We start from the raw sequence: 23,878 nt of genomic DNA on the forward strand, positions 1-23,878 counted from the left end.
CTCAAGACGTCGAAGGTGCCGGCTACCGAGCCGGCGGACGTAGGTGTCCTCAGTGGACCGAATGGAGCTGATGTGGCAGTGCAGCGAACGGCCGTCAACCCGGTGACGTGGTCGGTCAAGATGGGATTCAACCAGGGTGAGCTGGTCTCCGGGCACACCCGGACCCTGTACTGCTCCGGGCAGACCGCGATGAACGGCGACGGCGAGCCCCAGCACGCCGGTGACATGGCGGCGCAGCTGGCGCTGAGCGTCGACAGCCTGGAGGCCGTGCTCGGCGAGGCGGGCATGTCCCTCGCGGACCTCGTCCGGCTCAACGTCTACACCACCGACGTCGACCTGCTGTTCCGGCACTACGGCGTGCTGGCGTCGCGGTTGGGCGCCGCCGGGGTGGCGCCGAGCATGACGATGCTCGGGGTGGCGCGGCTGGCGATCCCCGACCTGATGGTCGAGTTGGAGGGAACCGCCGTCGCGTGACGCCACCTCCCCGCCCGTTCGCGGACGTGCGGTGGGTGCCGTCAGGGCGGCCTGGGAGGACGGGGCCGCCCTGACGGCGGAGGTGTCCGCCTTGCCGGGTCTCCAGGACGCCGGCGCCGCGGACGTGACAGTGGTCGAGTGGCCGGCGGGATCGGTGGTGGACAGGGGCCGGCGGTCGGCGGGTCGGTGGTGGACAGGGTCGGTGGTCGGCGGGTCGGTGGTGGACAGGGTCGGTGGTGGACGGCGGTCGGTGGCCGGTGGTCGAGGGCCGGCGGGGTCAGCGGCGGGCGGCGTTGTCCGGGCGCCGGCCGAGGAAGACCTCGACGTCGTGCGCGTAGCCGGTGGCGATGCGGGTGAGGACGTCGCGCTGGACGCGCAGGAACGCGTTCTCGGTGCGCAGCCAGACCAGCTCGTCACGTTCCTCGTCGGTCAGCGGGACGCTGCGGTCGACGGGTTCCGCGGTGTCCATGCGGTCCTCCTCAGCGCAGCGGGTCCAACGCCCTCAGCGCCTCGGGTTGTTTGCCGGTGGTGATCTGCTCGGCCAACAGTCGCCCGGTGACCGGGCCCTGGGCCAGGCCCCACATGCCGTGCCCGCCGGCGACGTAGACGCGCGGCACGCGCACCGCCCCGACCAGCGCGCGTCCGTCGGGCGTGACCGGCCGGGGGCCGACCCACACGTCGCGGCGTTCGTCCCAGCGCACGCCGTCGAGCAGCGGGCGGGCAGAGGCGGTGATCGCCTCCAGCCGGGCGTGGACGCCGGGGGCGTCGGGGTCGCGGAACTCCATCGTGCCCGCCACCCGCAACCCGTCCTGGTAGGGCGTGCACGCCACGCGTGCTTCCGGCAGGTAGACCGGACCGGGTACCGGGCGCTCCACGGGCACGGTGAACGAGTAGCCGCGGCCCGCGCGCACCGGCGTGCGCACGCCCCAGCGGCGGGCGAGGCGGGACAGCCAGGCGCCGGTGGCGACCACGGCGACCTCGGCGTGCACGGCGGCGCCGTGGCGCGGGTGGACCGTGACGCCCCTGCCGTGGCCGCGGATGTCGGTGACCTCGAACAGGCGGATCGTGGCGCCGCGCGCCACCACCGACCGGGCCAGCGCCCGCACGAAGGCGCCCGGGTCGACGTAGCGCTGGCCGTCGACCCGCACGCCTGCGGTGAGGGCGGGCGAGGCCAGGGGTACGTGCTCGCGCAACCCGTCGCCGTCCAGCTCGACGTGCTCGACCGGCTGTCCGGCGTCGGCCATCCTGTCCAGTTCCCGCAGCAGCCCCCGGGCCTGGCGTGGCGTCTCGAACGCGGCCGTGATCGGCGCGTCGACGGTGGGTGCGTGCACGCCGTTGGCGGTGAGCACGTCGAACGCCTCGACGCACTCCGCGTTCAGCGGCAGGTTGGCGGCCACCGCGCGCCCCCACGACGACCAGCGGCAGTTCGCCGCGAACCTGGTCAGGAACGACCACAGGCCGGGGTCGGCGGTCAGCGGGACGTGCAGCGGCGCGGTCGGGTTCAGCAGCGAGCGCAGGCCGTAGCGCAGCACGGTCGGTTCGTTGAGCGGGATGGCGAGACCGGGGGCGATCCACCCGGCGTTGCCCCACGACGCGCCGGCGGCCACGCCGGTCCGGTCGACCACGGTCACCTCGACGCCGCGTTCCTGGAGGAACCACGCCGTCGACAGACCCACGATGCCCGCGCCGACCACGACCGCCGACCGGGGTCCGCCGTCGATGCGCTCGACGTCGACCATGACCACCTCCACCGGGACGAGTGCTGCTGTCGAAGCCAGCTTCGCCCCGAGGACCCCGGACACCGCTGTCCGTTCCCGTCAATCCGGCCCGGTGGTTTTGTCCGATCCCGACAACGGGTGGTCAGTCGTCCCCGGCGACGGCGAGGTCGATGATCATGGCGAGCCGCTTGCGGTCGTCGTCCAGGTCCAGCGGGGTCACCTCGGCCATCTTGCGCAGCCGGTAGCGGATGGTGTTCGGGTGCACGCCGAGCCGGTCGCCCGCACGGGCCAGGTCGCCCTGGGATCCCAGCCACGCGCGCAGCGTCGCCACGTAGTGCGTGGCGTGGGCGTCGTCGTGGCGGCGCAGCTCGGCCACCGGTCCCCGCGACGGGGTCCGACCCGCCCGCGCGGCGTCGCGCAGGCGTTGCAGCAGGATGTCGTCCCACGACTCGTCGTACGCCGGGAGCGCCGCGTCCGGTGGGCGTGCTTCGTGCAGCGCCAGGCACTCGTCGGCCTCCTGCCTGCTCGCGGGCAGCTCGGTCGCGGACGCGGTTCCGCCGATGCCCGCGGTCACCGTCACCTGCGGGGGCAGCGCGGCGCACAACGCGGCCACCCACTCCCGCGCGGTGTCGGCCCGCTCGCCGGGCAGGATCGTGTAGAGCGTGGTGCCGGCGAGCGTGCTGCGCCCCGGCCTCGACCAGCCGAACCCGGTGGTGGCCCGTTCGAACGCGAGCAGCAGCGCGGCGTGGCGCTCGTCGGCGATGTGCGCCCGGACCGCGATGACCCGCAGCGGCTCCTGGGGCAGGCCCAGCCGGCTGACCACCGTCGCGGCGTCCGCGGTGCCCTCCAGCAGGCGGATCGCCAGGTCGGATTCGACCTGCCGCTCCAGGTCGGCGCTGGCCCGCCAGCGCAGCAGGTGCAGCGCCACCGTGCGGGCGCCCTCGACCAGCGCGGCCCGGCGCGCGCCGGTCAGCGCACTGCCGCAGCTCACCCACACCGCGCCCAGCAGCTCCCGGCCCGCGCGCACCGCCACCACCATGCGGCCGGTCAGGCCGTGCGCCGGGTCCGGGGCGACGAACAGCGGCCCGTCGTGGGCGGCGAGGTGGGCGGACACGCCCCGGTCGTCGAGCAGCGCCCGCAGCCGCTCAGGGGCCTGACGGCCCAGGATCGTCTCCAGGCGGGCCTGGTCGGCGTCCTGCTGTGCGCCGGAGTAGGCCAGCACCCGCGAGGACCGGTCCTCGATGGTCACCGCGCCGCCGACCGCGTCGGCCAGGCTGTCGGCCAGGGCGAACAGGTCGGTCGGCCCCCGCCCGGACTCGGTCTCGCGCCCCTCCAGCACCAGGCCGTAGACCACCCCCGCCAGCTGGCTCCAGGACACCTCGGGGTCGACGACCAGCACGGCGACGCCCTCGGCCTGCCCGAACGCGACGGCCTCGCCGCCGACCTCGTCGTCGCCGTGGACCAACACCACGCTCGCCCGTGCCGACACCGCCCACTCCACGGCCCGGTGCACGGACCCGGCGCCCACGGCCAGGAACACGTCCCCGGCCACCGCGCGGGCGGCGGTGGACTCGCGCAGCACCACACTGCGCAACTCCGTCGACCGCGACACCGGACAGCACACCAGGCGCACCCCGTAGCCGCCCAGCACGTTCACCAGGCGGTCCAGACTGATCATGAGCACCCCTGTCCGACTCCGGGTGCCCACCGTAACCGCAGGTGGCCGACGTCATCCGGCGCAGCGGGTGGCCGCACGGGACGTGGTGGTCAACGACGGGCGTCCGAGCGGTGCCGTTCGAGTGCCGCGCGGAGCCGGTCCAGCCCCTCGACGCCCAGCCGGTGCCCGTCCGGGAGCTGGTCGCCCCGGTCCCAGCGCCACGTCGTGACCATCGCCAGGATGAGGATCCGGCACTCCCGCAGCACGTCCTGATCGACACCGGGGTAGTGCGCGGCGACTTCCTCGGGCGCGTGGGCGAGGTCGAACTCGACGGGACCGCGGCAGCACGTCTCGAGGTCCACGAACAGCAGCCCGTCCGCCGTGGGGAGCACGTTGCCCGGGTGCGGCTCGCCGTGCAGCAGCTGCTCGGCGAGGCCGCGTTCGCCGATCGCGCGTCTCGTGCTGCGCAACGCGTCGGCGAGGAGCTCGCGGTCGGCGTCGACGAGCGCCGGAGTGAGGTCGCGGTCGGCCACGAGCCGTTGCGCCTCCTCGATCCGATCCGTGAAGTGCGGCGTGCGGACGTCGAGCTCGCGCATCCCGGCGTGCAGCCGTCGGAGCGCGTCGGCGTAGTCGGCCGGCGGGACCTCCTGCCGCGTCACGGGTTCGTGGTAGGTCCACAGCGTGATGACGAAGCCGTCACGCTCGTACACGCGTGGCTCCACCCGCGGCTCCAGGGCGGCCACCGGACACCCGACCCCGGCGAGCCGTTGGGCGAGCTCGACCTCGAACCGCGCGACCTGCCGCGCCACGGGCCCCACCTGGGCCAGGACGTCGCACGGCAGCAGCCGCAGGGTGAGCCGGTTCGAGTCCTGGAGGACGACCGCCTCGTCGACCACCAGACCGAGCTCGGCGGCCGTGGAAACGGTCGCGGTCACCGCACGTGCGGCGTCTGCTGCCTTCATCGTCGCCCTCCCCACACCGTGCGGCACCCTACGGACCACCACGCCGCCTGACGACAACATTTCCGCGCGCCCGGCGGGGGAGCCGCAGCCTCATTCCTGTGCTTTGCCCCCGGTGACGCGGGACAGTGCCAGGGCGATGAGGATGATCGTGCCGTTGAGGGCGCCGATCCACTGCGCGGGGACGCCGCCGAGGGTGAGCACGTTCTGGATCATGAACAGCAGCAGGATGCCGGTGAAGGCGCCGAACATCGTGCCCTTGCCGCCGTTGAGGCTGATGCCGCCGATGACGGCCGCGGCGAACACGGTGAAGATGTAACCGTTGCCCTGGCCCGAGGCGACCGAGGCCAGCCGTCCGGACAGCAGCAGGCCGCTGAGGGCCGCCAGCAGGCTCGCGGTCACCAGCACGATCCACAGCACGCGGTCGGTGCGGATGCCGGCCGCCTTCGACGCGTCGACGTTGCCGCCGATGGCGTAGAGGGACCGGCCGAAGCTGGTGAAGCCGAGCACCACGATCCCGGCGGCGAACAGGACCAGGCACAGCCACACCGACGCGGGCACGCCGAGCCACTGGGTGCTACCCAGGTAGAGCATCGACTCCGGGAGCCGGAAGAACGTCTGGCCACCGGAGATGCCGGTGAGGATGCCGCGCAGCACGATCAGCATGCCGAGCGTCACGATGAAGCCGTTGAGCCCGAACCGGATGATGAACAGCGCGTTGACGACGCCGATCAGGACGCCGACCGCCAACGTGACGGGCACCGACCAGCCCCCCGGCAGCAGGCCCAGCCCGTGGCCCGCGCCCACGGGCACGGTGAGCCACGCGGCGACGCCGGGCGCGAGGCCGACGGTGGACTCCAGGGAGAGGTCCATCTTCTTCACGATCAGCACCAGTGCCTGGGCCAGCACCAGGACCGCGATCTCGGACATGGTCTGCAGGATGTTGACGAGGTTGTCGGCCTGCAGGAACACCGGGCTGACGAGCTGCCCGACGATGGCTATCGCGATGATCGCGGGGATGAGCGCCAGGTCGCGCAGGCGGGCGAAGGCGAGCCGCCGCCCACCGGCACGCCGGGCGGACGGGCCCTTCCCGCCGGGATCGGCGGTCGAGCCGTTCCCGGTGACCGCGGCCGCGGTCGTGGTCTCAGGCATCGAGGTCCACTCCTTCCATCGCGGCCACGAGCTGGTGGTCGTGCCAGCCGCGGGCGGTCTCGGCGACCACGCGGCCCTGGAACACCACCAGGACCCGGTCGCACAGGCGCAGGTCGTCGAGTTCGTCGGAGGCGATGAGCACGCCGGTGCCGGACTCGGCGATCTCCTCGACCTTGCCGAGGAGGAACTCCTTCGACCGCACGTCGACGCCGGCGGTCGGGTTGATCAGCACGAGCACCTCGGCGTCGCCTGCCAGGGCGCGCGCCATGACGACCTTCTGCTGGTTGCCGCCGGAGAGACCGGAGACCGGCAGCTCGGGCCCCGGTGTCTTGATCGCGAGCTTCCCGATCATGGACCTGGCGACGTCGTCACGGCGGCGGCCGTCGATGAACCCGGCCCGGCCGAGCCGTTCCGGGATGGTCAGGGTCGCGTTGTCCGCGATGGACATCTCCGGCACGAGACCCTGGTGGTGCCGGTCCTGCGGGACGAACCCGACGCCCGCCTTCAGCGCGGCGGGCACGCTGCCCGGCCGGGGCCGTGAGCCCGCGACCTCCACGGTGCCGCGGGCGGCCGCCCGCAACCCGACGACGGTCTCCGCGATCTCGACGCGGCCGCTGCTCGCCGCGCCGGCGAGACCGACGATCTCCCCGGCGCGGACGCGGAACGACACGTCGTCGTACGCACCGGGCAGGGACGCGCCGTCCACCTTGAGCACGTCGGCGGCGTCCTCCGACGGGCCGCGCCGCGCACCACCGACCTCCGCCGCGGCCTCGCCGGTCATGGCCGCGACCAGCTCGGCGCGCGGCAGCTCGTCGACCGGGGCGGTCAGGATGTGCCTGGCGTCGCGGAACACCGTCACCGTGTCGCAGATCTCGTAGATCTCCTGCAGGTGGTGGCTGATGAACAGGAACGTGACGCCCTGCTGCTGGAGGTCGTCGATCCGGGCGAACAGCCGGTTGATGGCGGCCGCGTCCAGCTGGGCCGTCGGCTCGTCCAGGATGATGAAGCGCGCACCGAACGACAGCGCCCTGGCGATCTCCACGAACTGCCGCTGCTCCACGTCCAGCTCCCGCGCGGGCGTGCGCACGTCCACGTCGACCGACCAGGTGTCGAGCAGTTCCCGTGCCCGGTCGCGCACCGTCTTCCAGCTGATCAACCCGCCGCGGCCGCGGTCGTGCCGGTTGAGGAACAGGTTCTCGGCGACGGTCAGCTCGGGGATGATCGTGGACTTCTGGTAGACGCACGCCACCCGCTGCCGCCAGGCGTCGCGGTCGGCCAGCCGCGGTGCGGGTTCGCCGCCGAACCTGATCGTGCCCTCGTCCGGCGGTTGGAGCCCGGTGAGGATGGCCACCAGGGTCGACTTGCCCGCTCCGTTGCGCCCGACCAGGGCGTGGGTCTGCCCGGGTTCGATCCTGATGGCGGCCTCGTGCAGCGCCACCGTGGACCCGAACCGCTTCGTTATCCCCGTCGCCTCGGCAACGGGCGCAGTCGTAGCCATCTCGCGTGTCGCCTTCCCGGTCAACCGAGCTTGTTGCCCCACAACGACTGGTCGTCGCTCTTGAGGCTCGCAACGCCGTCGTAGGTGCCGCCGTCCGCGGTCACCAGGGGAGCAGAGAGCTGGTCCTCCAGCAGACCGTCGCGGACCTGGATGATCGTGCTGTCGTGGTCGGTCTTGCCGGGGGCGAAGGTCTTGCCCTCGATCGCGGCCTTGAGGTAGTGCAGGGCGTACTTGGCGTAGAGGTCGGCCGGCTGGGACACGGTGGCGTCGATCCGCCCCTCGGCGATGTTCTTGAGCTCCTCAGGGATCCCGTCGTTGGAGACCACGAACACGTGCTTGGGGTCCTCCGGGCCGACCAGCAGGTCCTTCTGCTTGAGCACCTGGAGGGTGCCGGCGAGCGCGAAGCTGGACTGCATGTAGACGCCCTTGATGTCAGGGTGGGCGGTGAGGTCGGTCTGGAGCTTCTGCGCCGCGATCGCGCCGTCCCAGTTCGTGGCCTCGCCGAACACCGTGATGCCGGGGTACTCGGACTTCATGCAGTCGTTGAACGCCTCGGTGCGGTCGCGGCCGTTGATCGAGGCGAGGTCGCCCTGCAGCATCACGACCTTGCCCTTGCCGCCGAGCTTGGCGCCGAGGAACCGGCAGGCCTTCTCGCCGTACGCGCGGTTGTCGGCCCGGACCACCATGTACACGTTGCCGGTGTCGGGTCGGGTGTCCACGGTGACCACCGGGATCTTCTTCGCCTCCAGCTGGTCCAGCGTGGGCGCGATGGCCGCGGTGTCCTGCGGCGCCATCGCGACGCCCTTGACGCCCTGGCTGATGAACGTCTGGGCGTTGGCGGTGAGCTTGGCGACGTCGTTCTGCGAGTTGGTGGTCTTGAGTTCGAGGCCGAGCTCGTCGGCGAACCCCGGGCTGTACTGGATGTAGGAGTTCCAGAAGTCGGTGTCGGACCGGGGGTAGTCGACGCCGACCACCGGCGCGCCGCCCGCGGCTCCCGGCCCGGAGTCCGGTGTGCCACAGGCGCTGAGCGCGGCGGTGAGGGTGGCGACGGCGGCGAGGCGCGCGCGGGTTCTGGTCTGCACGGCGGTTCTCCTAGCGTGCGGTGTGGTTCGGAGGGGCGGGCGAGGGGTGCTGTGCCGGGTACGAGCCGTTCAGGTCGCCGTCGACCGCGAGGTCGGTGCCGGTGCGCTCACGCGGTGGCCTGCCGTTGCCAGACCGGCCCGTCCGGGAAGCGGTGGGCCGCGATGGACGCGGGGTGCAGTTCGGCGCTGATGCCGGGCGCGGTCGGGGCGAGGTAGCGGCCGGCGCGGATCCGCACCGGGTCGGTGAAGTGCTCGTGCAGGTGGTCGACGTACTCGATGACGCGGTCCTCGGTCGTGCCGCTGACGGCCACGTAGTCGAACATCGCGAGGTGTTGCACCATCTCGCACAGTCCGACGCCGCCCGCGTGCGGGCAGACGGGGATGCCGAACTTGGCGGCCAGCAGCACGATGGCGACGTTCTCGGTGACGCCCGCGGTGCGGCTGGCGTCGAGTTGCAGGATGTCCAGGGCGCCCGCCTGGAGCAGTTGCTTGAACATCACCTGGTTGTGGGTGTGCTCACCGGTGGCCACCTTCACCGGCGCCAGCGCCCGCCGGATGGCGGCGTGGCCGAGGATGTCGTCGGGCGAGGTGGGCTCCTCGATCCAGTACGGGTCGTACTGCACCAGGGCGGACATCCAGTCGATCGCCTGCCGCACGCCCCACGCCTGGTTGGCGTCGACGGCGATCCGGATGTCCGGTCCGACCGCCTCGCGGGCCAGCCGCAGGCGGCGGCGGTCGTCGGCCCGGTCGGCACCCACCTTGAGCTTGATCTGGGTGAAGCCCTCGGCGACCGCCTCCTTCGACAGGCGCACGAGCTTCTCGTCGTCGTAGCCGAGCCAGCCGGGCGTGGTCGTGTACGCCGGGTAGCCGTGCCGCAGGAGGTGGGCGGTGCGCTCGGCACGCCCGGGTTCGGCCCGGCGGAGGATGGCGAGCGCCTCGTCGCGGGTGAGGGCGTCTTCGAGGTAGCGGAAGTCGACCAGGTCGACCAGCCGCTCCGGGGACAGCTCGGAGAGCAGCTGCCACACGGGCTTGCCCTCGCGCCGCCCGTACAGGTCCCAGACGGCGTTGACGATCGCGGCGGCGGCCATGTGGATGGCGCCCTTCTCCGGTCCGAGCCAGCGCAGCTGGCTGTCGCCGGTCAGCCGCCGCGAGAACGCGCCGAGGTCGCCGAGCACCTCGTCCACGGACAGGCCGGTGACCAGCGGCGCCAACGCGCGCACCGCGGCGACCTCGACCTCGTTGCCCCGTCCCACGGTGAACGCGAGTCCGTGCCCCTCGGCCCCGGCGCTGGTGCGGATCGTCACGTAGGCGGCCGAGTAGTCGGGTTCGGGGTTCATGGCGTCGGAGCCGTCGAGTTCGAGCGAGGTCGGGAACCGCACGTCGACCGCGTCGACCGCGGAGATCAGTTCAGTCATCGTGCGGGGCACCTTCGGTCCGAGCGCCCCCACGTCGGTTCGACGGCATGGCAACCACCCCTCGTCGTGTGTCGCCGGCAAGTCAGCGGTGCGACGAACCGCCCCTGGACATGGGATGAATGTATAGGCTCTCGGTGGGGTGATGTCCAGATCGATCGGCCGATTCGGTCCGGAAAACCCACGAATCTGGCTGCTGGACTGGATCTGGGGCTGGTCGGCGGTGTTCATGCGACATCCCATGTCTTTCCCAGAGATGGGATGTATTGCTAGCCTGCCCCGGCGCCGATGCCACGTTCCCGGGAGAGCCACCGAATGTCACTGACCGACAAGGCCATCGACCGCATCAGGGACATGATCCAGTCCGGTGAGCTGCCACCCGGGTCCAAGCTGCCCCCGGAGCAGCAGTTGGCCGCCGAGCTGGGCCTGTCCCGGAACCTGATGCGGGAGGCGGTCAAGGCGCTCGTCGTCGCCCGGGTGCTGGAGATCCGGCGGGGCGACGGCACCTACGTGACCAGCCTGGAACCGGAGGTGCTGCTCGGCAGCATCGCCTCCGCGGTGGAGCTGCTCAGGGGCGACACCCTGCTGGAGCTCACCGAGGTGCGCCTGCTGTTCGAACCGGTCGCCACCGGGCTCGCCGCCACCCGCATCTCCGCCGCCGAACTGGCCGAGGTCGAACGCCACCTCCTCGCGATGCGTCTCGCCCGCGACGACGTGGAACTGCTCAACAAGCACGACGCCGCGTTCCACCGGGCGGTCGTGGCGGCCACCGGCAACGTCACGCTGACGACCCTGCTGGAAGGCATCTCCGGCCCGACGGTGCGCGCCAGGGTCTGGCGCGGACTGGTCGACGACAACGCGGCGAGCCGCACCCTGGCCGAGCACGAGGCGATCTACCACGCCCTGGTCGACCGGGACGCCACCCTCGCGCAGGCCGCCGCGCTGGTGCACATCAGCACCACCGAGCGCTGGCTGCGCGAGCACGTGGACCGGGACGGCGACGCCCTGCCCACCGACGACCGGCCGCTGCCCGCCCGCCCCCGCCGAGGAGGAACCCGATGAGACCGCCGTGTGCGGGCCCGGTGAGCCGGGAACAGCACGCCCACGACCTGACGCCGCCGGCGGTCGGGCTCGGCCGGTCGCGGCACGTTCCCGGGCAGGCGTGATGGCCGCCGCGCAGCCGCAGTGGTTCGCCGAACGGGTGCCGCTGGGCCGCACGGACGTCACGGTGACCCGTCTCGGCCTGGGCACCGCGCCGCTGGCCGGGCTGTACGCGGAAGTCGTGGACGACCAGGCCGCCGCCACCCACGAAGCCGCGTGGGCAGCCGGCATCCGGTACTTCGACACCGCGCCGCACTACGGCGCCGGACTGGCCGAACGGCGCCTCGGCACGTTCCTCGCCGGTCGCCCCCGTGCGGAGGTCGCGGTGTCCACAAAGGTCGGTCGGCTGCTGGTGCCCGGCGAGACCCCGCCCGGCGGCGAGGGCTTCTTCTACGACGACCCCGGCGTGGTCCGGGTGCGGGACTACAGCGCCGAGGGCGTCTACCGGTCGCTCTCCGAGAGCCTGGAGCGGTCCGGCCTCGACTCCTTCGAGATCGTGCTGATCCACGACCCGGACGACCACTGGGAGGAGGCGGTCACCGGGGCGTACCCGGCGCTGGAGCGGCTGCGTGCCGAGGGCGCGGTGCGGGCGATCGGGGCGGGGATGAACCAGACGGCGATGCTCAGCCGGTTCGTCGCCGAGACCGACGTCGACTGCGTGCTCGTGGCAGGCCGGTACTCCCTGCTGGACCGCAGCGCGGCCGACGACCTGCTGCCGTTGTGCGGGAAGCGGCAGGTGGGTGTCATCGTCGGCGGCGTCTTCAACAGCGGCATCCTCGCGAACCCGGTCCCGGGGGCGATGTACAACTACTTCCCGGCCTCGGAGGAGGTGTTGCGACGCGCCCGTGCCCTGGCCGCCCGGTGCGCCGAGCACGGCGTGGCGCTCGCCGCCGCCGCGCTGCGGTTCCCCCTGCGGCACCCGGCGGTGACCACCGTGGTCGTCGGCGCCCGAAGCCCGCGCGAAGTCGCCGAGAACACCGCGCACGCCACCGCCGTGATCCCGGAGGCGCTGTGGGCCGAACTCGACGGACTGGACGACGCGGCGCCGTGACCCGGGAGACCCCGACCGGACCGGACGCGCTCGATCTCGGCCGGTGTCGGTGATCCGGGAGGCGTCGGGTGTGGCGTCGTCGGTGTCGGCGGCCGTGCTGTTGGTTCCCGGCACCGCTCGCGTTGCCCGATGATGCAGGCCATGGACGATCGGCGGCGTGTCCTCGTCGTGGCTTACGACGACGCGCAGATCCTCGACATCGCCTGCCCGGCGGGCGCCTTGGACATCGCCAACCGCTGTGGCGCGGCCCCGCCCTACGAGGTCGAGTTGGGCACCCTCGGCCGTCGGGCGGCCCGGAGTTCGGTCGGCATCACGCTGGGCGCCGGGCGCGGGCTGGAGGCGGTGACCGGACGCCTGGACACGCTGGTCGTCGTGGGCGGTGTGGGGTCGGAGCGGGCGGCGACCGACGAGCGACTGGTGGCGCAGGTGCGGCGGTTGGCCGCGCGCAGCAGGCGCGTCGCGTCGGTGTGCACCGGCACGGACGTGCTGGCCGCCGCCGGGTTGCTCGACGACCGCAGGGTGACCACGCACTGGGGCTACGGCGACCGGCTCGCCGCCCGCCACCCGGCGGTCGCGGTGGACGTGGGGCCCCTCTACATCCGCGACGGCAACGTCTACACCTCCGCCGGCGTCACCAGCGCGCTCGACCTCACCTTGTCGCTCATCGAGGACGACCACGGGTCCACCCTGGCCCGCGTCGTGGCCCGCGAGCTGGTCACCTACCTGCACCGGCCCGCCGACCAGGCGCAGATCAGCACGTTCCTGGCCGCGCCGCCGCCGGGTGACCGGCTGGTCCGGGACCTCACCGGCCACATCGCGGGTCACCTGGCCGAGGACCTGACGCCCGCGGCGCTGGCGGCCCGCGCGGGCGTGAGCACCCGGCACCTGACCCGCCTGTTCGCCTCCCACCTCGGGACGACACCGGCCCGCGCCGTGCGGTCGGCGCGCACGGAGGCGGCGGTCCACCTCGTGCGCTCCAGCGGACTGCCGCTGGACGCGGTCGCCCGCCGCTGCGGGTTCCGGTCGGCGCAGACGTTGCGGCAGGCGTTCCTGGACCACTACGGCGCGAACGGGGACACGATCCGCAGGATGCCGGACATGCCGCGGGCGCGCGTCCCCGCCGGTGGCGACACTCCGGTGCCATGACGCGATCGACGACACGCAGGACACTGCTCCGGGCGGGTGCGGCCACCGCCGCGCTCGCCGCCGCCGGCACGGCGCACGCCGGGACCGCGCGGGCCGACGCCGCACCGACCGGGCGTCCGCCCGGTGCCGGGCCGCGGATCGGCATCCTGCTCTACGAAGGCTTCAGCCTGCTCGACCCGGCCGGCCCCGCCGAGGTCCTGGCCCGGCTGCCCGGTGCCACCGTGACCATGGTCGCCGAGCGGCGCGGCCCGGTGCGCACCGACACGGGGGACGTGGCTCTGGTGGCCGACCGGTCGATCGCCGAGGTCGACGACCTGGACGTGGTGCTCGTCCCGGGTGCGGGGGAACGGGGCACGGTCGCGGCCATGGGCAACCCGGCGCTGCTGGACTGGATCCGCCGGGTCCACCGGCGCAGCAGCTGGACGACCTCGGTGTGCACCGGCTCGCTCGTCCTCGCCGCGGCGGGGTTGCTGGACGGGCGGGAGGCCACGACGTACTGGGCCTCGGCCGACTACCTGGGCACCGAGTTCGACGTGACCTACCGGGCCGAGCGCTACGTGCGCTCCGGGAAGATCATCACGGCCGCCGGCGTCTCGGCGGGCATCGACATGGCCCTGTACCTGGTGTCGCTGATGGCGGGGGAGACCACGGCGCGGGCGATCCAGCTGGCCGTCGAGTACGACCCGCGACCTCCGTTCGACTCGGGCAACGCCGCGCACGCCGACGCGGCACTCAAGTCGCTGGCCCTGCGGCTGCTCGCCGAGTCCCAGGTGTGACCGCGGAAGTCCCGTGCAGCCGCCCGTGAGACGGGGAAGGGGCGGGCAGCACGGCACCGTTGCGCCGCATGGGTGCCGGCAGCCGGACGGCGGTGCCCGAGGTGGTCGACGACGTCCGGGCCCCGTTGACCGGACCGGTGGTCCAGTAGCGGTCGGAGTCGCTGTCGGTGAGCACTGCGCGGAGTTCCGGGACGGCTTCGGCGGAGGCGCTCCGCCCTGCCGTCGACGCTGTCGTCCGACAAATTCGCTACCCGGCGGCCGGAGCGCCGTGGTAGATCACCGAGGTGCCAGAACTTGTGGAGTTCCCCGAGGTCCTGCGGCTGGTCGAAGACCGCTCGGCCGCGTTCCGCGCCGCGATCGCGTCCGCCCCCGACCTCGACGTCCAGGTCCCGACCTGCCCGGACTGGACGTTGCGCGAACTGGCGCAGCACCTCGGCGACGGCCGCCGCCGCCAGGCCGCCATCGTCGCGGCGGGCCCGGGCGCGGAGCCCCCGGCGAAGACGGACCCGAAGGGCGCCCCGACCGCGCCCCGCGACCGCGAAGCCCTGGACGCCTGGCTCGCCGAGTCGACCGAGCTCATGCTCGACGCGATGCGCGAGGCCGGCCCGGACCGCGGCTGCTGGACCTGGTGGGGCCGCTCGCAGGCCCCGCAGACCAGCGGGGCCGTGGCCCGGCACCAGGTCCAGGAGATCGCCGTCCACACCTACGACGCCCAGCTCACCCTGGGGGCCGCACGGCCGCTGCCGACGGACGTCGCGGTCGAGGGCGTCGACGAGTTCCTGACGACCGTCTCGGCGACGACCGTCCCCTGGCCGTTCAAGCCGGCGACCATCGACCTGCACGCGACCGAGGGCCGCTCCTGGCGCCTGACCCTCGACGCCCACGGCGTCCGCTGCGACGACCTCGCCGCCGACGCGGAACCGGGCGACATGGCGATGCGGGGCGCGGCGAGCGAACTGGTCCTCTACTTCTACGCGCGCGTCCCGCTCGACGGCCTGGAGACCACCGGCGACACCGAGCCGATGGAGCAGCTCGCGGACTGGGACCCGACCGCGTAGAACGGGCACCGGTGACGCACCTGTCGGTTGTGCGGGCACTCTTGCGGGCGCCACTGGACCGCGGGGTCGCGGACATCGCGCGGCTGGCCGCACGCCTCCCACACCGCACGTGCACGAATCGGTCCGGGTAGACGCCACCGGACGGCCCGTGTCGGACCCGCCTGGTCCGTACGGCGGCCGTCGTCCGCCTTCCCCACGGGGAGAATCGGGGTGTCGAAGGGGGCAACGTGCCACGTCTGGAACGTCCGCTGGCCGAAGAGGACACCCCGGTGCTGAAGTTCGCGGGCGACCTGCGGCGGTTGCGGCGTGTCGCGGGGTTGCCGTCCTACCGCGAGCTCGGCCGCCTGGCCAACTACTCGCCCGCCGCGCTGTCCGAGGCGGTGGCCGGGCGGAGGTTGCCCAGCCTGGCGGTGACGAAGGCGTTCGTGCGGGCGTGCGGGGGAGACGTCGAGCAGTGGACCGCCCGGTGGCGGGAGCTGGCCGCGGAGGACCCGGAACCCGGTGACGCCCCCTACGTGGGGCTGGCCGCCTACCAGGTCGCCGACGCCGACCGGTTCTTCGGCCGCGAGGCCGAGGTGGGCGCTCTGCTGGCGCTGGTGCGCGAACGGCCCTTCGTCGGGGTGTTCGGCGCGTCCGGCGCGGGGAAGTCCTCCTTGCTGCGCGCGGGTCTGGCCGCCCGGTGGGGTGAGCACGTGGTCATCACCCCCGGTCCGGACCCGATCACCGAGCTGGCGGCGGCACTGGCCGGCGACCGGTCCGCGGTCGACCTCCGGTCCGAACTGGCCGCCGACCCCGAAAACCTGCGCGTGGTGCTGCGCCAACGCGCCGACGACGACCTGCTGCTGGTGGTCGACCAGTTCGAGGAGGTGTTCACCCTCTGCCGGGAGGCCGACCGCCGGTGGCTGGTGCGGGCGCTCACCCACGCCGCCGGGGCCGCCCGGGTCGTCATCGGCGTGCGCGCCGACTTCTACGGCCACTGCGCCCGCCACCCGGAACTGCTCGACGCGCTGCACCGCTCGCAGTCGCTCGTCGGGCCGATGAGCGCCGAGCAACTCCGCCGCGCGGTCGTCGAACCCGCCGCACGCCGGGGCGCGTCGCTGGAGAACGCCTTGGTGACGCGGCTGATCGCGGACGTGGCCGCGCATCAGGGCGCGTTGCCGCTGGCCTCGCACGTGCTGGTCGAGACCTGGCGCCGACGCCGCGGCTCCGTGCTCACGCTGGCGGCCTACGAGGACGCGGGCGGCGTCGAGCACGCCCTGGCCCGCACCGCCGAACAGGTCTACGACGCGCTCCCCGAACCGCAGAAGGAGGCGGCGCGCCGGGTGTTCCAGCGCCTGGTCGCACCCGGCGACGGCACCGAGGACACCCGTCGCCGCGTCGCCCGCACCGAACTCGACGCGAGCGACGCGCTCCTCGACCGGCTCGCGGCGGCCCGGTTGGTCACCCTCGACCGCGACACCGCCGAGCTGACCCACGAGGCGCTGCTGCGCGCGTGGCCGAGGCTCGTGGGTTGGCTCGGCGAGGACCGGGACTCGCTGCGCGCCCACCGCAGGCTCACCGGCGCCGCCGACGCCTGGCGCGCCCACGACCGCGACCCCGACGCCCTCTACCGCGGCGTGCACCTCGACCAGGCACGCGGCCTGGCGCCCCTGCTGAACGAGGTTGAACGCGAGTTCGTCGACGCGGGCCTGGCCGCTGAACGCGACCGGGAAACCTCGCGTCGGCGGCGGGTGCGCCGGCTGCGACGACTCGTCGCCTGCCTCGCCGTGCTCGTGCTGCTGCTGGCCTCCACCGTCGTCTACGCGGTCACAGCCCAGCGCGCGGCCACCCGCGAGCGCAACCAGGCGCTGTCGCTGCGCGCCGCCGACGCCGCCCTGGGCCTGCTGGACCGTCCGCGTGAAGCGGCGGCGCTCGCGCTGGCCGCCTACCGCGTCGCCCCCACCGCCCAGGCTCGGCACGCGCTCCTGATCGCCCGGGCCGCGGGCACGGCCACCACGCTGGGCGGGGGTTACGCGCGCATACCCGGCGGCGTCGCCGTGACCCACGAGTACGGTCCCGACCCGAAGTCCCAGGAGACCACCTACCGCCTCTGGGCCGCGGACGGGCCGGGCCGACGGCGGGCCGGGGAGGTGGCACTGCCACCCGGCGGCTTCCTGAACCTGCTCAGCACCGACGGGCGCACCGCCGTCGCGGTGGTCCGACCCGGCGAGTTCCAACTCTGGGACCTCGGCGATCCCGACGCCCCGCGCCCGACCGCCACCCTCACGGGGTGGCCGTTCCCCCGGGGCATCGACGCGGCGGGCACCATCCTGACCGCGGTCGAGGACGGCGTCGCGGTGCACTGGCGCCCCGGCGACACCACCCGCACCCGCCTGCCCGGCCACGGCGTCGAGGACGCCATGCCGTTGGACGACGGCACCGGCGTGGTTCTGGCGCGCCGCGACGGCGACCGCCGCGACGTGGAGGTGCGGTCCCCGGACGGGCGGGTCACCCCGGTGCTCAGCCGTTCCGCCCGGTTGAGGCTGGTGCCCGGTCCCGGCGGCCGGCTCGCGGTCTCCGACCTGGACGGCGCGCACCTCACCGTGCTGGACCTCGCGGGCGGGCCCAGGACGCTCCTGGAGGCGGACGGGATCCCGGAAGGCGCCTCGGTCGAGTTCTCGCACGGCGGTCGGGCCGTCACGGCGGTGCACCGCGGCTCGGTGTGGCTGTGGGACCTGGCCGGCGGACGGGAACCGCTGACGCTGCGCGTGCCGGGGGTGGAGTTCGGCATGGCGCGCTACGAGCCCGCCGACGGCGAGTTGCTGCTGGAACCGCGCGGCGGTTCGCTGTGGCGGCTCGCGGTGGACGTCGACCGCGTGGTGCGCGACGTGTGCGCCGACCCGGCCGACGTCGACTGGGCGGCGCACTTCCCCGGGGTGTCGGAACTGCCGCTGTGCCCGTGACGGCGTCGGGTCGTCGGGCGGGTGTCGGCCCGACGCCTGCCACGGACCGTCAGACGAGCCGGTAGGCCCGGATCACGGTCTGGCTCAACTCGCCGCCCCGGCCGTCGGTGGCGTGCACGCGCAGCGACACGAACGACCCCGGCGCGGCCCGGTTGCCCGCCAGCGCCGCGCGACCCAGCACCGGGAGGCCGGCCCAGCTCGCGCCGTCGTCGTAGGAGACCTCGACGTGGAAGCGGCGCAGCGGTGGGTTGTCCACCCCGCGCTGCCGGTCCACCACCAACGGCACGGTCAACGGCCGGTTCGCCGGTGCGCCGCCGGTGTGGTCGAGTGCCGGGGTGAACCGCACCACCGACATCGGCAGCCGCCGTTCGCGGGTCGTCGTGTCGGAGCGGAACGTCCAGTCCACGACGATGCGCGTGCTGAAGTCCGAGACCTCCGGCGCGCGGGTCACCTCGGTCCGCGCCCGGAACACCGCGGGCCCCGGCGGCACCGCGAACACCCCGTGCCCGCTGTTGTCGTTCTCGCCGACCAGCTTCCCGTCGCGGTACAGCGCGGTGCGCGCCGACGTGGTCCTGGAGTAGCCCGAGTTCCCCTCCCGGTCGCCGAACAGCGACAGCGACAGCGCCACCTCGTTCCCGGCGCGCGTCAGGTTCGGGTAGTCGCCGGTGTACATCACCGGACCGATGACCGGAGCGCCGAACGACCGGTCGTAGGTCCGTCCCGCGCCGTACCGCTCCTCGTTCCCGCTCATCAGACCCCCGTCGTCGAAGAACACCGCCTGCCAGTCGGTGCCCGGTGTCGTGTACCTCGTGGCCGTGGACGACGAGGTCAGGTCCGTGGCGAAGGTCGGGCCGACCGCCCCGGACGGCGCGACCACCTGACCCAGCAGCGTCCGCGACCCGCCGGGGTGCTTGAGCGCGATCGTGGTGCGCACCTTCGCCAGGTCCGACTCCCGCGGCCGGCGCACGAACCCGTCGGGCACCCGGCCCTGTGCGGTCCACCCCAACCAGTAGTCCGCCGACGGGCTCGTCGACTGCCCGGTCACGAACACGTCCAGCTCACGGGCGGGCAGCGACGGCCCCGCGTGGCCCACGCGGGTGCCCGCCGGGAACGCGCCCCGGTGGTGCACGGCCACGCTCGCGGTGTGCTCCCCGAGCCTGCGCTCGACCACCAGGCCGTGCTCACCGGGCACCGCGGCCGGATCGGGCGCGACGACCTCCAGCGGCCCCGCCGTCCGCGCGTCCAAGACCACCCGCGTCGCGCCCTCCACCCGCAGGTCCGGCCGGGTGATGATGGTGTGCGGGCCCTCCTCCGGGCCCAGCAGCGCCTGCACCAGGTAGTCGCCCTCGGGCAGCCGCGCGGTGCCGTCCCGCACGTAGGTGTGCTCGCCGGTCGCCACGTTCACCAAGGTCGTGGACTTCCGGCCCGCGGGCGCGCCGGGGTAGTCGAACACGACGGGCCGGCGCGCCGGCTCCCGGTTGAGCCCGACCGGCGTCCGCAGCACCTCCGAGCCGCCTGCGGACGCCACCACCGACCCCGAGTAGGCGCCGTCCGCCGACCCTGGCCGCGGGTCACCCGTCACGACGACCTCGGCGGTGCCGCCCGCCGGGACGGTGACCCGCGACGGGGACACCGAGAACCCCGGGTGCTCCGCGCCGTCCGGTGCCCGGACCCGCACCACCAGGTCCAGCGTGACCGGCTGCGCGCCGTCGTTGCGGTAGGACAGGGGATTCGTCACGGGCAGGTCGTCGTCGTGCGGCCAGTCCTGCCTGCCGAGGACGACCGACGTCGGTTCGCTGGTGACCGTCGAGGACAGTGCGGCGGCGATGTCGAGACGACCCGAGCCCTGGTCGTGGACGGCCGCGGTCGGGTTCGGCCGCGCCGAGGCGGTCAGCGCCGCCTTGAGCCGTGCGCCGTTCCAGTCGGGGTGCCGCTGGGCCAGCAGCGCCGCGGCGCCCGCGACGTGCGGTGCGGCCATCGACGTGCCGGACAGGGCCATGTGCTGCTCGCCGACCGGTGTGCCGAGGAGTTCGCCGGTGCTGGACCTGGCCGCCACGACGTCCACACCCGGCGCGGTGATGTCGGGCTTGACCGCGCCGTCGGCCACCCTCGGGCCCCGGCTGGAGAACTCCGCCAACGAGTCGTCGCGCTCCACCGCGCCGACGGTCAGCGCGGCGTCGGCGGTGCCGGGGGAGAGCACCGTGCCCGCACCGTCCCCGGCGTTGCCCGCCGAGACGACGAACAGCGTGCCGTGGCTCGCCGACAGCGCCTCCACGGCCGCCTCCACCGGGTCGACGTCGTCGCTGGGGAGCAACCCGAGGCTGATGTTCACCACGTCCGCGCCCTGGTCCGCGGCCCAGAGCATCCCCTCGATGATCGCGGACTCCGGGCACATCCCCTGCGCGTCGCACACCTTGGCGTCGAGGAGCCGGGCGTCCGGGGCGACCCCGCGGTAGGGGGCGCGGTGGCCCGCGATCGTGGCCGCGACGTGGGTGCCGTGGCCGAAGTGGTCGATCCCGTCCTGCTCGTGGGTGAAGTCGCGCCCGGCGACCTCCCTGCCGGTCAGGTCGGGGTGGTCGCCCTCCACGCCCGTGTCGACCACCGCGACGGTCACGCCCGTGCCGGTCAGTCCCGCCGACCACGCCGCCGGTGCCCCGACCTGCGTGGTGCTGCGGTCCAGCAGCGGGCGGGCCATCCCGTCCAGCCAGACCTTGCCGGTGCCCTCGGGCAGCTCCAGCCACCCGGTCGACTTCGGCACCTCGGCCGCCACGGCGTCCACGGCGGGCAAGGTGTCGGCCACCCCGGCGCCCGAGGGCGGACGGCCACCGGAGACGATCACCGGCACGGTGTCGCGCCGCGCGTCGTCGTACCCGGCCTCGACCAGCCCGGTCACGTCGAACAGCCGCTGGTCCACCCGGCCTTCGGCCAGCGCTCCCGCCACGTCGGTGGGGACGACGCGCAGGCGGCCCCCGTGCCGGGTGACCTGGAACGAGACGTGCTCGCGGCGCGTGCCCGGGGTGACCGAGACGAGCCGGTCACCGTCGAGGACGACCCGGTCTCCGGTGACGAGCGTGACGGCCTTCCGATCGCTCGTGCCGGGTGTGCGTTCGGACGCGCTGCCCGCCGTTGTGCCCGGTGCGGCGTGGGCGGGAACCGCCGCTCCCACCAGGACGACGGCCAGCGCCAGCGCCACAGCTCTTCGTGCCACGGGATCTCCCTGTTCGCGGGGACGGGCCCGTGCCGCGGACGGTGGACGCGGCACGGGCCCGGTATCGATCCCGAGTCAAGCGGCGGAGCAGGTGTTCAGGTCCGTTCCGCGCGGGCTGAACAACGTGTTGTGAACACCGTCGTGGCCGAACGCGGACGGCTCAACCCAGCCCGGCGCGCTTCCGGTGTTCCGCGTAGTCCTCGGCGACCAGCCGGTGTGCCCGTTCGACGATGTCCCGCAGCTCGGCCGGCCCGACCTCCGCCACCCGCAGCCCGCTCTTCCGGTGTCGGGCGGTCAGCCACATCCGGTCACCGAACCGGAACAGCAACGAGTGGAACGGGAACGTGATCTCGCCCCACCTCAGGAACGACAGCCGCTCGTCCCACGACGCCAGGACCGGGTCGTGCTCGCTCCCGACGACCAGGCGCTCGTGCAGCGCCCGCGGGTCGGTGCCGAGCAGTGCCGCGTGCGACGTCAGGTCGGGCCAGTCGGCCAGCGCGCGCAGCGTCGATTCCACCCGAAGCAGGAAGTTCGGCACGTACACCTCGTCGTCCTCGAACGTGAGGTCCTCGCCGCCGACGTAGATCTTGACGGAACGCAGCTGTGCGTGCTCGACCTCGGCGGGCCCCACCGCGATTCCGAACCGCGCACGATCACCGATCAACGAACCCCTCCACGTCTTCCGGGAGTGCGGACCATACCGGCACGACGAGCCTTTCCCCGTGCATTTTCCGCAGCGCAATCTTTCCGCAGAGCAGCCCCTCGCGAGGCGACGCGCGTGACCGGACCGCCCGCCTCTCCGGAGCAGATCCACTGTGGAAACAACCAGGGGCATTGCCGAAACTTTTTTCGGCTGCCACAGTGCTGAGTAGCGCACCCGCCACCGGCCACCTCGCCGGCGTCGGGTCGACACGTCCTATTCGGACGGTGCGTCTCCGCCGCCTCCCGACTGACCGATCAGCGCTTGAGCGAGGATTCGATGACGCGTTCCACCATTTTCCGCACCCGGCAACCGGAGAAGTCGAGCTAGGCCATTCTCACGGCGACCGGCTCTCGTGAGCACGTGCACGTGCGGTTCACGGCAGGCGGCCGGTTGCGTGGCGCCGAGCCGAGGTCTGCCGCGGACCTCCTCGGCGGCGCGGTCATCGCACACGATCCCCGACGGCCCCCGGGCACGTTCGTCCGCAACGTCCCGGCGGGTGGTCCTGGCGTGCCGCCTCTCCACCCCGCACCACCCGGCCGTCGCCGTCCGGCCGGGCCCACCCGCAACCCTGTTGATCCTCGGAGGTCCGAGTGTCCCTCAAGAAGCTCCTCGCGGTGATCGCGTCCGGCGCGACCGTCGCGTCCGTCCTGGCACTGCCCGGCGCGGCGGCCGCGAGCGCCCCGGTTCCGGACGTCGCCGTCGCCGGCCACGCCCTCGACGGCCACGTCCACGCCGACGGCACGGCTCCGCACTCGCACGGGCCGTCGGAGTCGACGTCGGTGGCGCACCTTTGTCACCGCGCCGACGAGTTCGCACCCGTGGCAGGGCTGGGCGACCGCGCGTGCGCGATGGGAAACGGCCAGTTCAAGGTGCGCACGGTGCACGGTGACCAGGTGACCCACTTCGACGCCCCGCTCCCCAAGGACAAGGGCATTCGGGACGTGGTGACCTCGGCGGAGGTCGCACCCCTGGCCGCGCGTGCCCACCACTGCGCTGCGGACTCGTACCGGATCCAGCTCGTCTACATGATCCCCGCCGGCGGGCGCGACGCGTCGGCGACGATGGTCCCGCTGATCAGGCAGCACTTCATCCAGTCCAACGACATGGTGTCGAACCGCGCCGCGCAGTACGGCGGGGACCTGTCGCTGCGCGTCGCGTGCGACTCCGCGGGCCAGCCCGCCGTCCGGGTCCTGCGCAGCAGCCACAACAACAGCGACATCGCCGCAATCGACCAGGAGGTCACCCGCCAGGGTCAGCGGACGACCGGTCAGGACAACGTCGTGTACTGGGGCGACGGTGGTTGCGGCGGCGGCGTCGCCTACGGCAGCGGCGACACGCGGCCCGGCGTGGAGAACGGCGTCAACAACGCGCCCGGCATCGCGGTGGTCTACGGGCGGTGCCCCTTCACGTACATGCTGCACGAGCAGGGGCACTCGATGGGCGCCGTGCTCCCGAACACGCCCAACAGCTCGGGCGCCGGTCACTGCAACGACGACGCCGACGTCATGTGCTACAAGGACGGCGGTCCCCGCTCGGGGAACTACCGCTCGAACGTGTGCCAGTCCCCGAACGGCAACCTGGACTACTACTGGGACTGCAACGTCAACGACTACTTCCACCCGACCCCGCCTGCCGGGTCGTTCCTCGCGACGAACTGGAACCTCGCGAGCTGCGCCAACCGGCTGGTGTACCGCCCGAACTGCGGATGACGCCGACCGCGGGGACCAACCGCTCCCGGTCGTGACCTGACGGCACCCGCACAACGGGCACGGCGAAGCCCTTCCGCGAGTCGGAGGGGCTTCGCCGCGCGGGCCGTTCCGGACGTCGTTGGTCCGACCGAGGGAACTTCATCCCGGGTGTATCTGCGGGTCCGGCCGCAGATCTTGTACGTCGGACGTGGCGGGGCCGCGCCACGTCTGCCGCATTCATCCCAGGAGTTCC

18 protein-coding genes are annotated in these 23,878 nt (G+C 73.5%); 8 read left to right on the top strand and 10 right to left on the bottom strand.

What is annotated here, in order from left to right; translation table 11 throughout:
• Positions 1-78: 78 nt before the first annotated feature.
• Complete coding sequence (locus tag AB0K14_RS07255) at positions 79-474, top strand: RidA family protein (RefSeq protein WP_360461414.1); 396 nt, start codon at positions 79-81, stop codon at positions 472-474.
• A gap of 277 nt (positions 475-751) precedes the next feature.
• Here the strand turns inward: AB0K14_RS07255 and AB0K14_RS07260 are convergent, their stop codons facing one another.
• The 8 genes from AB0K14_RS07260 to AB0K14_RS07295 all read right to left on the bottom strand — a co-directional run bounded on the left by AB0K14_RS07260 (position 752) and on the right by AB0K14_RS07295 (position 9,955).
• Positions 752-943, bottom strand: a complete 192-nt coding sequence (locus tag AB0K14_RS07260) for a hypothetical protein (RefSeq protein ID WP_360461379.1) — start codon at positions 941-943, stop codon at positions 752-754.
• A 10-nt stretch (positions 944-953) separates the two neighbouring features.
• The gene (locus tag AB0K14_RS07265) at positions 954-2,213 is read right to left on the bottom strand and encodes an FAD-dependent oxidoreductase (protein ID WP_360461377.1); all 1,260 of its coding nucleotides are present in this window, start codon (positions 2,211-2,213) and stop codon (positions 954-956) included.
• Positions 2,214-2,334: 121 nt separating this feature from the next.
• On the bottom strand, positions 2,335-3,870 hold the full coding sequence (locus AB0K14_RS07270; protein ID WP_360461374.1) for a helix-turn-helix domain-containing protein: 1,536 nt from the start codon (positions 3,868-3,870) through the stop codon (positions 2,335-2,337).
• Positions 3,871-3,959: 89 nt separating this feature from the next.
• A complete protein-coding gene (locus AB0K14_RS07275; RefSeq protein WP_360461371.1) occupies positions 3,960-4,811 on the bottom strand; it encodes an aminoglycoside phosphotransferase family protein in 852 nt (283 codons plus the stop codon).
• Positions 4,812-4,901: 90 nt separating this feature from the next.
• Positions 4,902-5,960: an ABC transporter permease gene (locus AB0K14_RS07280; protein WP_360461368.1), complete on the bottom strand. Its 1,059-nt coding sequence runs from the start codon at positions 5,958-5,960 to the stop codon at positions 4,902-4,904.
• Entirely contained in the window at positions 5,953-7,458 is a 1,506-nt protein-coding gene (locus AB0K14_RS07285) for a sugar ABC transporter ATP-binding protein (protein WP_360461365.1), read from the bottom strand. The genes AB0K14_RS07280 and AB0K14_RS07285 overlap by 8 nt, the downstream gene beginning before the upstream one ends.
• A 20-nt stretch (positions 7,459-7,478) precedes the next feature.
• A complete protein-coding gene (locus tag AB0K14_RS07290) occupies positions 7,479-8,540 on the bottom strand; it encodes a sugar ABC transporter substrate-binding protein (protein WP_360461362.1) in 1,062 nt (353 codons plus the stop codon).
• A 107-nt stretch (positions 8,541-8,647) separates the two neighbouring features.
• A complete protein-coding gene (locus AB0K14_RS07295; protein WP_360461359.1) occupies positions 8,648-9,955 on the bottom strand; it encodes an enolase C-terminal domain-like protein in 1,308 nt (435 codons plus the stop codon).
• A gap of 312 nt (positions 9,956-10,267) precedes the next feature.
• Between AB0K14_RS07295 and AB0K14_RS07300 the strand changes: the two genes are divergently transcribed.
• The 6 genes from AB0K14_RS07300 (at position 10,268) to AB0K14_RS07325 (ending at position 18,026) form a co-directional block, all read left to right on the top strand.
• Positions 10,268-11,014 (top strand): FadR/GntR family transcriptional regulator, encoded by a 747-nt coding sequence (locus tag AB0K14_RS07300; protein WP_360461356.1) that lies wholly within the window; start codon positions 10,268-10,270, stop codon positions 11,012-11,014.
• Between the two features lie 103 nt (positions 11,015-11,117).
• The gene (locus AB0K14_RS07305; RefSeq protein WP_360461353.1) at positions 11,118-12,104 is read left to right on the top strand and encodes an aldo/keto reductase; all 987 of its coding nucleotides are present in this window, start codon (positions 11,118-11,120) and stop codon (positions 12,102-12,104) included.
• 141 nt (positions 12,105-12,245) lie between these two features.
• Entirely contained in the window at positions 12,246-13,250 is a 1,005-nt protein-coding gene (locus AB0K14_RS07310; RefSeq protein WP_360461350.1) for a DJ-1/PfpI family protein, read from the top strand.
• The gene (locus AB0K14_RS07315) at positions 13,247-14,026 is read left to right on the top strand and encodes a DJ-1/PfpI family protein (RefSeq protein ID WP_360461348.1); all 780 of its coding nucleotides are present in this window, start codon (positions 13,247-13,249) and stop codon (positions 14,024-14,026) included. The genes AB0K14_RS07310 and AB0K14_RS07315 overlap by 4 nt, the downstream gene beginning before the upstream one ends.
• Positions 14,027-14,310: 284 nt before the next feature.
• On the top strand, positions 14,311-15,084 hold the full coding sequence (locus AB0K14_RS07320) for a maleylpyruvate isomerase family mycothiol-dependent enzyme (protein WP_360461346.1): 774 nt from the start codon (positions 14,311-14,313) through the stop codon (positions 15,082-15,084).
• Between the two features lie 227 nt (positions 15,085-15,311).
• Positions 15,312-18,026, top strand: coding sequence for an XRE family transcriptional regulator (locus AB0K14_RS07325; protein WP_360461343.1), 2,715 nt, complete (start codon positions 15,312-15,314; stop codon positions 18,024-18,026).
• Between the two features lie 49 nt (positions 18,027-18,075).
• Here AB0K14_RS07325 and AB0K14_RS07330 read toward each other — a convergent pair whose 3' ends face one another.
• Together AB0K14_RS07330 and AB0K14_RS07335 are read right to left on the bottom strand one after the other, a co-directional pair.
• Positions 18,076-21,234, bottom strand: a complete 3,159-nt coding sequence (locus AB0K14_RS07330; RefSeq protein ID WP_360461340.1) for a S8 family serine peptidase — start codon at positions 21,232-21,234, stop codon at positions 18,076-18,078.
• Between the two features lie 160 nt (positions 21,235-21,394).
• Positions 21,395-21,898: a hypothetical protein gene (locus AB0K14_RS07335; protein ID WP_360461337.1), complete on the bottom strand. Its 504-nt coding sequence runs from the start codon at positions 21,896-21,898 to the stop codon at positions 21,395-21,397.
• A 629-nt stretch (positions 21,899-22,527) separates the two neighbouring features.
• Between AB0K14_RS07335 and AB0K14_RS07340 the strand changes: the two genes are divergently transcribed.
• Positions 22,528-23,646 carry a hypothetical protein gene (locus AB0K14_RS07340; protein ID WP_360461334.1) on the top strand — a complete coding sequence of 373 codons (1,119 nt, stop codon included), beginning with the start codon at positions 22,528-22,530 and terminating at the stop codon, positions 23,644-23,646.
• Positions 23,647-23,878 lie beyond the last annotated feature (232 nt).

Source organism: Actinosynnema sp. NPDC050801 (assembly GCF_040673975.1).
In the GTDB taxonomy this organism is placed as follows: Bacteria; Actinomycetota; Actinomycetes; order Mycobacteriales; family Pseudonocardiaceae; genus Actinosynnema.

Bases quoted from the DNA above. Each gene is read 5' to 3' on its own strand.
- AB0K14_RS07260 (WP_360461379.1), bottom strand. From the start codon at position 943: ATGGACACCGCGGAACCCGTCGACCGCAGCGTCCCGCTGACCGACGAG.
- AB0K14_RS07265 (WP_360461377.1), bottom strand. From the start codon at position 2,213: ATGGTCGACGTCGAGCGCATCGACGGCGGACCCCGGTCGGCGGTCGTG.
- AB0K14_RS07270 (WP_360461374.1), bottom strand. From the start codon at position 3,870: ATGATCAGTCTGGACCGCCTGGTGAACGTGCTGGGCGGCTACGGGGTG.
- AB0K14_RS07275 (WP_360461371.1), bottom strand. From the start codon at position 4,811: ATGAAGGCAGCAGACGCCGCACGTGCGGTGACCGCGACCGTTTCCACG.
- AB0K14_RS07280 (WP_360461368.1), bottom strand. From the start codon at position 5,960: ATGCCTGAGACCACGACCGCGGCCGCGGTCACCGGGAACGGCTCGACC.
- AB0K14_RS07285 (WP_360461365.1), bottom strand. From the start codon at position 7,458: ATGGCTACGACTGCGCCCGTTGCCGAGGCGACGGGGATAACGAAGCGG.
- AB0K14_RS07295 (WP_360461359.1), bottom strand. From the start codon at position 9,955: ATGACTGAACTGATCTCCGCGGTCGACGCGGTCGACGTGCGGTTCCCG.
- AB0K14_RS07300 (WP_360461356.1), top strand. From the start codon at position 10,268: ATGTCACTGACCGACAAGGCCATCGACCGCATCAGGGACATGATCCAG.
- AB0K14_RS07305 (WP_360461353.1), top strand. From the start codon at position 11,118: ATGGCCGCCGCGCAGCCGCAGTGGTTCGCCGAACGGGTGCCGCTGGGC.
- AB0K14_RS07310 (WP_360461350.1), top strand. From the start codon at position 12,246: ATGGACGATCGGCGGCGTGTCCTCGTCGTGGCTTACGACGACGCGCAG.
- AB0K14_RS07315 (WP_360461348.1), top strand. From the start codon at position 13,247: ATGACGCGATCGACGACACGCAGGACACTGCTCCGGGCGGGTGCGGCC.